This is a genomic window from Bradyrhizobium sp. BLXBL-01 (assembly GCF_051853025.1).
Lineage (GTDB): Bacteria > Pseudomonadota > Alphaproteobacteria > Rhizobiales > Xanthobacteraceae > Bradyrhizobium.
In genome coordinates this window covers 2,151,825-2,165,155 of sequence record NZ_CP182471.1, presented here as the reverse complement: position 1 = coordinate 2,165,155, position 13,331 = coordinate 2,151,825, and the positions used below count along the sequence as shown (strand labels likewise).

Annotated in this window: 8 protein-coding genes, 1 tRNA gene and 3 pseudogenes; 5 read left to right on the top strand and 7 right to left on the bottom strand. The window is 57.9% G+C overall.

The window, feature by feature from the left end; genetic code table 11:
• Nucleotides 1–49: 49 nt before the first annotated feature.
• The 3 genes from ACNJYA_RS09890 to ACNJYA_RS09880 all read right to left on the bottom strand — a co-directional run bounded on the left by ACNJYA_RS09890 (nucleotide 50) and on the right by ACNJYA_RS09880 (nucleotide 5,097).
• A complete protein-coding gene (locus ACNJYA_RS09890; protein WP_439402694.1) occupies nucleotides 50–1,207 on the bottom strand; it encodes an MFS transporter in 1,158 nt (385 codons plus the stop codon).
• A 566-nt stretch (nucleotides 1,208–1,773) separates the two neighbouring features.
• On the bottom strand, nucleotides 1,774–3,138 hold the full coding sequence (locus tag ACNJYA_RS09885) for a hypothetical protein (RefSeq protein ID WP_439402693.1): 1,365 nt from the start codon (nucleotides 3,136–3,138) through the stop codon (nucleotides 1,774–1,776).
• Nucleotides 3,139–4,557: 1,419 nt separating this feature from the next.
• Entirely contained in the window at nucleotides 4,558–5,097 is a 540-nt protein-coding gene (locus ACNJYA_RS09880) for a hypothetical protein (protein WP_439402692.1), read from the bottom strand.
• Nucleotides 5,098–5,797: 700 nt separating this feature from the next.
• Between ACNJYA_RS09880 and ACNJYA_RS09875 the strand changes: the two genes are divergently transcribed.
• The 4 genes from ACNJYA_RS09875 to ACNJYA_RS09860 all read left to right on the top strand — a co-directional run bounded on the left by ACNJYA_RS09875 (nucleotide 5,798) and on the right by ACNJYA_RS09860 (nucleotide 8,354).
• Nucleotides 5,798–6,202 carry an avidin/streptavidin family protein gene (locus ACNJYA_RS09875; protein WP_439402691.1) on the top strand — a complete coding sequence of 135 codons (405 nt, stop codon included), beginning with the start codon at nucleotides 5,798–5,800 and terminating at the stop codon, nucleotides 6,200–6,202.
• Nucleotides 6,203–6,569: 367 nt separating this feature from the next.
• The gene (locus ACNJYA_RS09870) at nucleotides 6,570–6,977 is read left to right on the top strand and encodes a hypothetical protein (RefSeq protein ID WP_439402690.1); all 408 of its coding nucleotides are present in this window, start codon (nucleotides 6,570–6,572) and stop codon (nucleotides 6,975–6,977) included.
• 114 nt (nucleotides 6,978–7,091) lie between these two features.
• Entirely contained in the window at nucleotides 7,092–7,265 is a 174-nt protein-coding gene (locus tag ACNJYA_RS09865; RefSeq protein WP_333913145.1) for a cold-shock protein, read from the top strand.
• Between the two features lie 1,013 nt (nucleotides 7,266–8,278).
• Nucleotides 8,279–8,354, top strand: a tRNA-Ile gene (locus tag ACNJYA_RS09860).
• Between the two features lie 488 nt (nucleotides 8,355–8,842).
• Here ACNJYA_RS09860 and ACNJYA_RS09855 read toward each other — a convergent pair.
• The 3 genes and pseudogenes from ACNJYA_RS09855 to ACNJYA_RS09845 all read right to left on the bottom strand — a co-directional run.
• On the bottom strand, nucleotides 8,843–9,079 hold the full coding sequence (locus ACNJYA_RS09855) for a hypothetical protein (RefSeq protein WP_439402689.1): 237 nt from the start codon (nucleotides 9,077–9,079) through the stop codon (nucleotides 8,843–8,845).
• Between the two features lie 2 nt (nucleotides 9,080–9,081).
• The gene (locus ACNJYA_RS09850) at nucleotides 9,082–9,981 is read right to left on the bottom strand and encodes a phospholipase effector Tle1 domain-containing protein (protein WP_439403416.1); all 900 of its coding nucleotides are present in this window, start codon (nucleotides 9,979–9,981) and stop codon (nucleotides 9,082–9,084) included.
• Between the two features lie 282 nt (nucleotides 9,982–10,263).
• A pseudogene (locus tag ACNJYA_RS09845) lies at nucleotides 10,264–10,494 on the bottom strand (integrase core domain-containing protein); the annotation flags it as partial.
• 79 nt (nucleotides 10,495–10,573) lie between these two features.
• Here ACNJYA_RS09845 and ACNJYA_RS09840 point away from each other — a divergent pair.
• Nucleotides 10,574–11,595, top strand: a pseudogene (locus ACNJYA_RS09840) (IS110 family transposase).
• A 258-nt stretch (nucleotides 11,596–11,853) separates the two neighbouring features.
• Here ACNJYA_RS09840 and ACNJYA_RS09835 read toward each other — a convergent pair.
• A pseudogene (locus tag ACNJYA_RS09835) lies at nucleotides 11,854–12,773 on the bottom strand (IS3 family transposase); the annotation flags it as partial.
• Between the last annotated feature and the right edge of the window lie 558 nt (nucleotides 12,774–13,331).

Genomic DNA, 13,331 nt, shown 5'->3' with positions numbered 1-13,331 from the left:
ATCCGGTCAAGTCTAGGTCGCGCTGACTCTGAGGTGGAAACACACTTCTTCAACGGCTCGGCTCTCGTTTTGATCGAGCGCTCACAAATGCGAATGAAAGCGTGCTTCCTATTGCGCAGAGAGCTAGAGATGCCAATGCGAGCACGATACCATAGTTGCTTTGGATTAAACTGAAGAAGAACGGCGCAAACGACGCCGTAGACAATCGGAACGTCGTGATCAATCCGACACGTGTTCCGTACCCGTCCGGCCCGAAGAGTGAGAGAGGCAAGCTTCCACGACAGATGCTGTTTAGACCAGAGCTAAACCCAAAGAAGGCAATGAAGATTAGAATTCCGACGAGCGTGTGAGACGCCAACATAATGACGAATGTAGCAGCCGAGAGCATAACACATGAGAGCATGGTGAGCTGAATTGGGGATATTCTCTCGGTAAACGAAGCTGCAAATAGCCGTATCGCCACCTGGGACGGGCCGAAGAGCGTCGAAACCAACGCTGTCCGCTCGATATCTAAACCGGTCGACGAAAGGATTGGGATCATCTGGCCGAGAAGTGCTGAGAAAACAAAGGTCGTTAGCGAAAAGCCGACCGATACCAAGACAAGATCGATCAGCTTGGAAAAGGAGCGGGCTTGCGGCCCATGGACTTTGTGCTGATGTCCAAGTGTCACGGGGGGCCCGACGAGAACGAAGTGGATTAAAGGGAGGGCGAGAAGAACATTGCAGCCTCCATAGATCCAACAGACCTGCCTCCAGGATATCGAAGCGAGCAACAGCGAGGTCAGCGGCCAAAACAGCGTTGACGAAAAAGCCACGATCAATGTCAATTGAGCAATTTGCCCTTTGGCATGAACCGCATCTCGCTGAATCAAAAACACGAATGCGGCCTCGTAAAAGAGAAAGGCCGACGCAAGTTGCATGCCGAATAGGGCGATCGCGAAAACGACCGCATTCCAAGATATTGCTGCGATTCCCAGACTAGCACCTCCAGCGAATGAGACGAATCTCATGGTTTTGCCTGCGCCGTATCGGTCCATGAGCCGGCCGGCAATCAGCGACATCAGCGCACTGGCAAACAACGCCAAGGAGAAGCAAGCGAGTATCCACACCTCTGTGACGGCGAGGTCACGGGAAGCCTCTTTTGCGATGGCCCCAGCAATAATAAAGTGTGCCGTAGCTGATAATTCCTGCAGCACCCAGTGCCACAACGATCAGCCTATCATCCTCCCAGAGGCGTCGTGATCTTCTCGGTTCCTGTCGCATATGCCGAGTGTCTCACCTAATGCGGCTCACCTGAGCAAAGAAGACTCTGTTTGCAGCCACTTTCGTCCGAGTCCAGCCATGGTCATGATACGAAGTATGTGGCAAGCCGATTTTCAAAGCGTTTGATCGGGTTAACCGTGACGCCTCAGCCGGTCTTGATGTAACCGTCCACACTAAGCACCTATCAAGCGGCCGGCATGCACTTGGATTTGCAGGGGGCCAAATACGCCTCAATCAGCTTGGCCAGGCCGTCAAGACTAAGCGAGCATGGACATGGCTGATTTACTGTCCACCATGATTCTCTGCAGTTTGCTCGGACCTACCTAAAAAGGCCGCTGCCTAGCCACACCTTGTACATCTTACACGATCGGCGTGATTTGTTCGGGTACGCTCAGCGCGCCAAGTCGCTTGTCCGAACTGCCGCCTAAAGGTAATGCCGCTGTACTTGGGTGCGGATGCACCCAAGTGAACAATGCCCGTCAGGCTGCCATCGCGAAGCGTTCCTTCGAACTCATAGTCTAACTCCCGGCAATTGTGATAACAGCTTCAACTTCGAGCCAATTATGTTGCCTCGGCAGCTAGCTGAGACCTCGGCGCCAATGTGCGTGCCCGCAATATTCTGGCGATCCTGTAGTAGCCTGAACGCATGGACCGCGCTGCCGTGAAGAAAGTCGATAAAGACCTGCCATGCTCCCGCTAGGTCCTCGAAAGCGCCCTCTGGTGGTGCCGCTGGCGCTAACGGCGGCTCTGCAATGACATGAACGATTGAACGACCAACGATCTCGGCTTCGACTTTGGTCAGATTGGTCGGATCGACTACGATCCGTTGGGGGCCTTGCCAACAGTCGTGCAACACAATGCGTGGCCGGGCGCTGGCCAGCTTTTTGACGATGAGGTCGGCGTTCACTGAGAATGTTCTAATCTCCCAAGAAACTGCTATTCGTGGATTGCAGAATGAAGCGTCTGGCTCTATCTCTTCGACAAAGAGCCCAGGCACGCTCAAAAACTCGCGCTTTATTATCGAAATACACTCGCGCCATCTTTCCATCGCACGACCAGCCCCTCCCTTTACCCATTGCTCCAACGCGACATAAGCGCCAATGATCTCGTCTTTACCAACCTTCATTGACCGACCAAACGACTGGCCAGGAGGCCCATTTAGATACGCCGCTCTGCACAATCTTTCCGAGCCGAGTAGGAAGCCAGTAGATTGCGGTCCGCTGATATACTTCCCGCCTGAATGAATTAGCAGATCGGCACCGGTTTGAAGCCAAACGTTCGGAAACTTGGGCCCCTGTCCGGCCGCGTCTACGATCAGCGGAATTCCCAGTTGTTTGGAGCGCAGAGCAATTTGTTCGAACGACAACGCCGACTTCGGAATATCTGAGGCAACAACGCATATTGCTGCGATCTTCTCAATTTGAAGCTGATCCAGGTCTGAGGCACGGCTGATCGGAAGCACCATACAACCGACCGCTCGAATTGCGTGTTCGTAAGCCATTCGCTGATCAGCAGCGACGACCACCATCTTCTCGCCTCGTAACGGGAGCTTCAGCATCTTTTCTGGATTGTTACCAGCTACGCAAGCAGCGACCGCCTGGCTTACTGCTGCGGCACTACCAGCGGTCACGAGCCCCCATTCGGCACCGGCGAGCGCCGCCAATTTCCGTCCGATCGCTTCCGCTAGTTCATCCAGAACGACAAAGCCCTGACCCGACGCTTCCATCGCGGCGACTACAGGTCGGGTTGGATTGCATCCACCGTAGGATGTACGCACGCCGGTGCAGTTAATGATCGGCTCAATGCCAAGGTCGCGGAACACTTGACCTGTGACGGGGCTGACATGCGCAACATCGCATTCAATATCCAAGCTCATGCGGGCACCTCCTGTAAGGCTTTAGGGAAGAGCCGATGCGGATTGCATTTCTGACGTCAGGGCACCGCCCGAGCGCGCACAAACTCTCGAGCCTGCTAGACCAGTACTCGCCGCACATAAAAAGCGGCTGGAGCCAGCCTTCAAAATATTCTTCCCGAAGTCGGCTCGCCCATAGGTTCGAGGTCGCGAGCTCTGCCATCCCCGGCATCCAATAGCATGCAATTTGAAGCATGCGATTTTGACGGAGGCCCGTCATTCCGCTTTCCCTCCTCCGTGCTCCCCATGAGGGTAACCGAAACATAATTTCAGCCGGCAACGCCTGCCGCACCGCAAGGAAAGCATCAAAACTCGTGCCACTTCGCTGATTGCGCCAGGCCCTCGTTTATTGCGTTTCCGTCGGTTCGGCTCTGCGAACCCGTTCCAACACCAGGGTCACGAACCCAACAAACCCGACAAAGGATGGTATCGTTCTCTTTACCGTTACCCGCTTTTGCCATTCTGATGATTTAAGCGTGAGTGCGTCATGTTGAGGCGTATCCGGCGTTGACGAGGTAGTTGGCGCATCCCGGGGGGCGTGAAACAGTCCAGCAAGACACCCGTGCGCGTCTACGCCGCGTTTACGGTTCGACGGCCTTTCGGAGCCGGGTCTTGAGCTTGGTGGAGATTTGCTCGATTGGAATGAGCTCGGGCTGTGGGGCGACAGGAAGAACAGCTTTGCGCCTTCCGGTCGGATGTCGCGCCGCGCTATCTTTCCTTTGTGGCTGCCGAGATTCTTGATGACGGCAGTGTCGCCGAGCAGGAGGGATGGCATCCACACCTATTCGACATAGGCCAGGACGCTTCGCCCTTGATCGGCCCTTCGATCACACCGGGAGCCCTGATGCGACCCCACTTTCGCGCGCTCTCTCTGGAGTGCTCATAGGCAACGGTTTCGTATCAATTAGGGAGAACGACAGCCACAGGTCGCGCCAGCGTGCCCCCGGAAATCGCGATCATCTTTCCGCCAGAGGTATCCACTCGGCGGCCGGAAAGCTTGCCGGCAGAATTCTCGCGATCGCGGATCATTTCCTGGTCAGAGCGGGGCTCCCTGACAGAAGTCCATATTGATGCAGGTCGCTCTCGGTCGATATGAGCCGCAAGGAATGCTCCAACGAGGCCGTGGAGACACGCCGTCGCTTAGATGCGTCCAACACGCGTACTGAGCTCGGTTGAGCAGGGTCACAGAGTCCGCTGTCGGTGCTTCAGACGCGTTGAAGAAAACATGATCCAGCCGGTACCGACGGCAACGCCATTCGTCGGACTGGTTGAGGCAGCCCTCGACCTTTTGATCTCTCGAACTCAAGAGACGCAGAAAAATCGACTGAGGCTCGGCCGACGGGCCGGGAGGCTGAAGCGGCCGCGACAAAACCATCGAGTGTATCAACGCTGATCGGAGCCGGGATCAGCAATTAGCGGCGCACCCCCGATCGAGATTGGGCCTTCTGGCTTAGAGGGCTGGACCATTCTCTTCACCGGCCTCGATACAGGACGGGCTGCTGGTGGAGACGGAGCCTCGGGCACAGTTGTAGGGACGGGTGAATTCTGCAAAGACTCGATCTTGGCCGTCAATGCCTCGATCTGGTCCGCCATCCGCTTCAAATCGGCTTGCTGCGCACCCATATTACGATTGAGCTCTGCAATTCCATCACTTACCTTCTCAATTTCATCACTTGCCTTCTGTTGTCCCAATCGGATCTCCCAGAGAGCTTCCTTTTCTTCGTGTGACAAGCCTGTCATCTGAGCAGCTTCACGCGCCGATGACGTCCCGGAAAGCGTCTCGGCGCTAGTCCAATAATAGGCACCCCCAGCGCACAGGCCAATGGAGACGGCCAAAAGCACGAGGATCCAAGAAAAGCGCCTTGAAGGCCTATGCAAGTCGGGCGGCAAATCCGAGGCGTTCGCTTGATCAATCACATCCATGTCCAGTTCCTATTGGCTTTTCTCGTTGACGCCATACCGGCCAACCGTCAAGTGGTACTGTCGGCGACAGCACCTCGTTGCCCAATATTGCCAGTGCTCAAGCTCAGTTCACGACGTGCTCCGCGAGCCAGCTCTACCTTGCTGCTGTTAAGGCCACTTCCTTGCCGTTGAAACTCCAAGAATTGGCGGGGTTAAGTGAGCACTGTCACGCCAAGATGACGGATGACTTTCCTCGGGACTCCCACGATCTCTCCCCGAGGAGTGCTCCATTGTAAACGCAGACCTTCTTATGGCTTTGCCGATCCAGCGGCGTAAACGGATGGATACGGGGCTTAACGCACCCAGCGAGGACTGATGCGAGGTTGTCGAGGTCAGCCGGTTGCTTGCGAGACGCCGGGAGGCCTTCAAACTTGCTTTCCAGCAAATCGATGCGCAATTGGCGAAGATCGCCAGAACCGATGTCGCTCTCGTCCTCTGGTTCTCGCACCGCGCCGACCATTTCGGCGACCGGGAGCGCTCGCCTCACATCAAAGTAGCCGAGCATCGGCTTACCGCGCGGACGCCGCGACCACTCTTCGGGAGATTCAGGCCGTAGGGCGCCGGGATCCGGCGCGACTTCGGGTATATGCGCCGCATTCCACGGCCGAATGCAAGATAAGGCAGCGAACGTCACCTGAAGTTGTACCAAATTACACGATCTATGTTGCGCCCTTACGCGACTTACTTCTTTCGAGTTTTGAATATGAAGAGACTTCTAGGACTTTTGCTGCTTGCCCAATGCTTCGGGGTATCGAGCGAGGCCACCGCGCAAGGTCTTCCTGCTCCTTCATCCTGGAAGAATGAACGGGGTTCAGAACTGTTCGTTTTCTCCGCCACCAACGGGGCAATACAAGGAACTTTCACAAACCACGCTCCCGGTTTTGCGTGCCAAGGCATCCCCTATCCCGCATCCGGAGCCGTTAGTCCCAGGGGGTTGTATTTTGTTGTCACTTTTGCCCAGTGTAATTCCTTTACCCGCTGGGTTGGCAAACTTAATGGCTCCAAAATGCCAACGTCATGGACGCTGTTTTACGTTGACCAGAACGGCAAGCCCAGCAAGTTGTAGGGCGCGGATACATTCACGCGCGTATGGTAGTCTCACTGTTCTTGCAACGTCGCGACCTTCGATTGGCGCTCCCGCGAATTTGGCTGGTGGCTGGGAGACGTTAGGCTTGCCTTTCGTAAAGCTCTGGGCTGTCCAGCGTCACTCAGCTTGGATGCTTGGCAGCCCAATATTCCGGCGTAGCCGATGAATACGATCAAAAGGCCCCTTCCCGCATTCGGAACGGCAGTTTAAGCTTGCGCCCACACTGTGCGACGTTCCGCGCGTTAGCATTACTGTTCATGTTCTTGTTTTGGAAACGGAGCGCGGGGCTCAGCAGGGGGGCCGCTAATATATACGGCGTTCGTGTTGCGGCGTTTGGTTGACGGATGTGAGTTTTCAGCTCTCGATACTCAAAATTCTCGCCGGTCAACCGGAGGGCCGCGCCAGTCTCGCCGTCCTGAAGAATTACCTGACAGTGTTCTACACCAGCGGCCCGGAGTGGACGGCTCGCATGAAGCGGTTGGCCGGGCGGGCACCAGGTCTCAATATTTTCGGGCAGAAATTGGTTGAGCGAGATTCCGGGCACTGGATCATAACAGACGGGGGACGCGCCTTTCTTGCTTCGCTCGAACGAACGGCCGTGACGATCACTGAGGAGCGAGCGCTCAACGACACGATTGAGAAGCCGCTCGCAAGTAAACTTCCCGCGCCTCCTCTGACGTCGCGACGCCACAATGCCAGTCGAAGACATCGCCGCCGCAATCGCCCGTCCGGGCGCGAATGCCAGTCGCCATAGCCTGCAAAGCGGATTGCGATTGTCACGTGCACCCACCAGGTAAGGGACGGATGGTTGCGCGAACAACGGCCACATCGCGGTCATCTAACTTCAGATACTGACGTGGCAGCTGGCATGGTAGCGGGGTTTAACGCGGCGAATGGCTACGGTATCATCAAGCCTGATCATGGTGGAGTCGACTTATTCGTGCAAATCAGGGCGGTTGAGAAGGCCGGCTACGCCGCTCTTGCGGAGGGGACCCGGATCGCCTTCGAGCTCAGAACAACAGCTCAGGCAAAGTGCCCGTAGAAGAGTCTCCGCATTGGATGATTTTAGCCCTTCAGCTGCGGCGGGAAAATCGTGTTGGATCCGCTGCGCTCGGCCCGCGTGAAGTCCATCTCAGGCATCTGCCACGTTCCGCCCGCTTTTCAGACCATTCCTTGGGCGAAAACACCAGATCGCATATTTCCGCTGAGTTTTCAAGTTTCGCCGATTGCATCTTGTTCGAAGAGACGATGAGAGACGCCGCTCCCGTGCGAGGCTGGCTAGTACTCGGGCTCGAAGCGCGCAATTCTGCGCGGTCCATCCCAGAGTTCTACAGGATCGTCCTCGAGCAGGTCCTCAGCACGTGCCTTAGCCTCGTCCTCGGTGGCACAAACTAAACCAATCGTCAGAATGATTTCGCCCTCGACTGTGAGGACTACCGCCCGAAATGTTTTCATCGACCGGAGTTACACCTGTTCCCCGTCTCTTCCTATCCTTTCGTGTTCAGAGCCTGTGATTTTGCAAACAAGCGCGATGGGGCTGCGAACAGCGCCCTCGATTCGGCGCGGCTACCGCAGGCGTATGTTAGCGAGGTATCGCACGCAAATCATCAGACTGCCGCCATCGCTGATTACCTTTGGCCTGACTATTGAAGCAGTTTCACGCGCAGTATCGCAGTTGCGTAGTGCCGGCGTGCTCGATTTCATCGGCAATACTCAACGCGAGATCATGATTGTAGATCGGCAGCAGCTCGCGAGTTTTGGCCTGCAAAACTAGATCGTGGCGCGGGCGTACAAGCCTAGCGAGCGGCGATCAAGGCCGGCACAGCGACCACGGTGTTTTGGTCAGGTTCGATACCGGACGGATGGGATATCGGATTGGCATGGCATGGTGAGGCGGTGTCGGCGCTTGTGCCCGAGGACGACGAGAAGCTCACCTGGTCAGCCAGCCTGTTCGCGTGCCTCGATCAGCCCTTTCTTTGGCGTTGCCAGAATGCCTACCACCCTATAAAGGAGCCCGCACGCCGTTCGGGCCGTCTTTCAGCGGCCGCCCGCGGCGGGCCCGTAGCTCAATGGTAAGAGCCGGCCGCTCATAACGGTCTGGTTGCAGGTTCGAGTCCTGCCGGGCCCACCAAGAATATCAATATCTTGGTTAGTCTTCGCTGCCCTCAGCGCGACTACCGCACCAGAAACCGCACCAGATACGTCCACTTTTCGTTCGAGCGACGGTTCGCGCCTGGCAATCATCGTTTGGTCGCTCTGTCGAGCGACGATTGAGATGAGGTGATCCGCGATCGGTCTGAGCCAAATCCTCAATCACCTGCGCATTGCTGGCCTCGCGCCAGCCAAAACAACGCCCGGCTGTTCCCGTCGAACTACCTGCACGACAGTTGGCTGGACCATCTCTACCGGTATACGGAGCTGGATCTCCGGCGCGAGCGGCTTCTTTTTTTGAATGCACCTACCCTCTCCGATCGAGCAGATCATCGTCTTGGTTGCCGCCGCCCGTTCTTTTGGGGCCGATCTTAGTAAATCGTTGGTCATGAGAGCGCAGGGTCGTGTATGGCCGACGCCTGAAGCAATAGCTTTCCTATTCGGCTCGTCGTAGGGCGCCAGCTAGCACTATTGGTCAGGTACCGATACCTGCGGATTCTCGGCCTTGACCGACGTCTGCAGCTGGGCCGGATCGACGCCCTTGCGCTTGGCCCATTCCACCAGATTGGCGGGGCGATAAGCGGCATCGGCGCGCCATCGTTTGAATATGCTCACGTCGATCGTTTCATTGACAGTGGGATGAGTGCCGTCGTCCCGCTCCTCGGGGTCGGCGCCGATCGGGCGATAGAGCGAGACGTGATCCATCGCTAGATACCGTAACCGAACTTGCCGTAGGAACCGGCGATCGGTGCCGTCACGGAGTCGCCTTCTAGTTCCACGTCCGTGCGGAAGGCGAGGCCGTGCGATTCCGCCTTCTTCATCAACCAGCGAAGCGGCGCCTGGTTGAGCAGATCGGTTTCGTAGCCTCCTCCGACGTTTGCATGAGCGCCGACGAACCACCGCTGCTCGACTCCCGACGTCGGCCGCGGCGGCGCGATCACCGCTTTCGGATCCTTGGGATGGCGGACGGTCCCAAGCGTGGGAGCGAAGTCGTTGCGGTGCTCGTGGACGGCGAGCGCGTGATATCCGTTGAGGATGTGGATGCACAGGCCGGGCTGCAGGTACTCGAACTGAGAACGGCTGATGCCGGCGATGTTGCCGGCCGCCAGTCCGACCAAGCCCACGGTGTCCCAGATGCCGATCATCTTCACGTCGGCCGGCTGGGAATATTTGAGGAGCCAACGTTGCTGCTCGGTCAGCTTGTCGGCGTCGCCGGACGACTGCATGTCCCTCAGCTTCCAGATGGTCTCCTCGTCGCCCTTCCTGTAGCGCTCGAACAACTCGGCGACGCCGATCGGCGAGCCGGCCTTCAGGATACCGTCGATGGCGATCAGTCCGGCGAGAGCCCTCGCCGTGTAGGCGCCGCGGCTGAAGCCGAAGATGAATATCTCGTCTCCGTCGTTGTAGTTCTCGATCAGCCATTCGTAGGCTAGGCGGATGTTGTCGTCCAATCCCTGACCGAACATACCGCCGAGGGCGCCGTTGACGCCGACCGAGTAGTAGACGAACTGCGGTTTGTCGTTCCCGCTCTTCGCGGCGGTGAGCGCCCGCATCCGCCAGACGTTCGTGTTGCTGTCGACGGAATTCCACGTGCCATCTAGATAGATCGCCAGGCGCTTCTGCTTCTGGTCCGCGCCGGCGAAGGTTGGCTGGCTCCCGCTCTTCTCCGCAGGGCGGCCTACGAGGGCACGATCCAGGCGATCGCCACGATGGCGAGGACAAGAGCCACCCAATGAGCGAGGCGCTCGATGAATCGGAGAACTTTCTTCATGGCAATACCTTCAGCAAGAGTATCCGCCGAGCCGTCGGCGGCGGGTCACCAACGCCTTGCGCGGGAAACGAGCGCCGATCGGTGGCAAGTGGATCGTGTTCAGTCCATGATCATGGAGGGTTGGTAGCTCTTGTTGCCGCGCCGCTGGCGCGGAGCCCTCGGCATAGCGCAGCGCCAGATCCCGGCGCGGGTAGCAGGTGAAGGCGAACTCGGACGGGGCCTTCCATCCGAGCCGCGAGTGTGGGCGTGCATCGTTGTAATCGGCGCGCCAGCATCCGAGCGCGACGCGGGCCTGGGCGAGCGAGGTAAACAGCGTCTCGTTCAACAGTTCATCCCGCAGCCGGCCGTTGATGGGGAAGACGGCCCCGCTCCCTCGGCGCCGGCGATATACTGGCGATGTACGGACCCGCTAACAGGAGCTATTCCCTATGAAAGTCGCGACAATTGGATTGGACATTTCGAAGCACGTGTTTCACATCCATGCAGTTGACAGCCAAGGCCAAGTGACCAGTCGCCAGCGCCTCCGGCGAGGCGAGATCATGTCGTTCTTCTCCTCGCTCGCACCTTGCTTGGTCGGCATCGAGGCTTGCGCGACCGCTCATCACTGGGCGCGGGAGATTCGGCGGTTTGGACACGATGTAAGATTGATTCCGCCGGCCTATGTCAAACCCTACGTACGAAGAGGAGCCAAAAATGACGCCGCTGACGCGGCCGCGATCTACGAAGCCGTCACCCGTCCAAATATGCGGTTCGTTCCAATCAAGAGCGTCGAGAGCCAAGGGTTCTTGATGCTTCATCGTACAAGAGGCTTGCTGGTCCGCCAGCGAACCATGACAGCCTGCGCCATTCGGGCTCACTTTGCTGAGTTCGGAATTATTGTCGGCAAGGCCGGCAACGGGTGGATGGTCTGGTGGACTTGTTGGATGACGAGGGGTTGACGCTGCCGGCCCATGCCCGCATCGCACTGGCCGTTCTTATGAACCAACTGAAGGAATTGGACCGGCAGGTCGAGGCCATCGAGCGCGAGCTAGCTCAGATCCAGCGAGTAAATCCGATGGCGAAGTTGCTGTCCTCGATTCCCGGGATCGGTCCCATAACGGCCACGGCTCTCGCCGCGACCGTACCGGACGCGACCATGTTCCGCTCCGGGCGGGAGTTCGCGGCCTGGCTTGGCCTGACGCCTAAGCAGAATTCCACTGGCGGGAAGGATCGGCTCGGCCGGATTACGAAACAGGGCGATTCCTATCTCAGGCACTTGCTTGTCATCGGAGCACGTAACGTCGTTCGGTACCCAAAGGCACGCTCCCGGGTTGGAGGCGGCTGGATCGAAGCCCTGCTTGAACGGCGTCGGCCCATGGTCGTCGCCGTCGCCGTTGCCAACAAGTTGGCCCGGATCGTCTGGGCGATGATGACGACCGGAGAATTCTATCGGTCAAAGCTCGCGGCCTGACTTTCCGCGTATGTTGGCCACCTTATGGTGTGAGGGCAAATGACAGCATGATGGACACCAGCGGAGCTGGGGATCGAGCAAGCCCGAAGAGCTTTAAGCGCAACAAGCGCGACCCGTTGATGAGGCCTCGATCCGCGATCTCCATCAGGGCCAGCGGCCATGGCATCGGTCGCACTAACAGGCCGTATACATGAACGCACCCGACCGATATCCAAAATGCTGTAAAAACCTCTTGCACCCGCGGGGCCGTCTATACATGAAGCTCTCGATGAAGGCGTTCTGCATGGGCTTGCCTGGCGCGATGTAGTGCCAAGCGACGCGGCTCTGATCGGCCCACGTCAGAATGGCGTTGCTGGTGAGTTCGGTGCCGTTGTCGCTAACCACCGTCTTGGGCTTGCCGCGCTCGGTGATCAGGCGGTCCAGTTCCCGCGCCACCCGGGCGCCCGAGAGCGAGGTATCGGCCACCAGCGCCAGACACTCGCGGGTGCAATCGTCAACCACGGTCAGAATGCGGAAGCGACGGCCGTCGGTGAGCTGATCCGACACGAAGTCGAGCGACCAACGATCGTTGGAGGCCATCGGCGCCATCATTGGTGCCCTGGTCCCAATTGCCCGCTTGCGGCCACCACGGCGGCGTACCGCGAGCCTCTCTTCCCGGTAGAGCCGGAAGAGCTTCTTGTGGTTGACCAGATAACCCTCCCGCTTGAGCAGCACGTGCAGGCGTCGGTAACCGAAACGGCGACGTTCCTGGGCGATCGCCCTCATGCGCTGGCGAAGGCCGAGATCATCTGCGCGGGCCGCCTTGTATCTCATCGTCATGCGGCAGCAGCCGATGGCTTTACACGCCCGCCGTTCGCTCATTCCGTAAACGTCCACGAGATGGGCGACAGCTTTCCGCTTGGCAGCGGGCATCACCATTTCTTTCCCACGAGGTCCTTCAAGGCGGCGTTGTCCAGCATGGCGTCGGCCAAAAGGCGCTTCAGCCGTGTGTTCTCGTCCTCCAGGGTCTTCAGCCGCTTGGCCTCGGACACCTCCATTCCACCGAACTTCGCCTTCCATTTGTAGATGCTGGCGTCGCTGACGCCATGCTTGCGGCACAGGTCGGCAACCGACACGCCGGCCTCATGCTCCTTCAAAATCCCGATGATCTGCTCTTCCGAAAAGCGGCTGCGCTTCATGCTCTGGTCCTTGTTGTGGGCCAGAACGAACTTCAAACTGGATTAAGCCCGTGGGGCAAGGTCAAAGGTCAGCAACACCCTCGGCATACAATAAGCATCTGACTTACAGGGCTTTGCGGTATGCTGGCGAGGGTGTGACGGTTTCGGCCTAATATATATAGAACTAATCTTCTTTCCGACGTGGTCGGCCAACTTGAGTTCTCTCTACGTTACGAGAAAAACTATCGCAATTGTCTCAAGGGTTGGATTTCTTTTGGCAGAGGCTGAGTTTCCAAGAGGTTGCGCCCTGCGAGGGTTTGCCGGAAAGTATCGATAAGGCCTCGCAGACTAGCGGAGAGGCAATGGAGCGATAACCACACAAGTGGTGAAGGTCCGTCTGCTCGCCTGTAGCATTCTTCCATTGAGAGGTGTTTTGTGAAGTCGTGTTCAATCCTCGTCCTCCTCCGGCGTCCGCAGCGGATCAGGACTCGGAAACAGTTCCCGCTCCCGAAGGGCCGCCCCGATCCCCTCAGCCGTTAGTTCGCCCTCCAACCGCAATAAGCGCGCCTCGGCCCACTC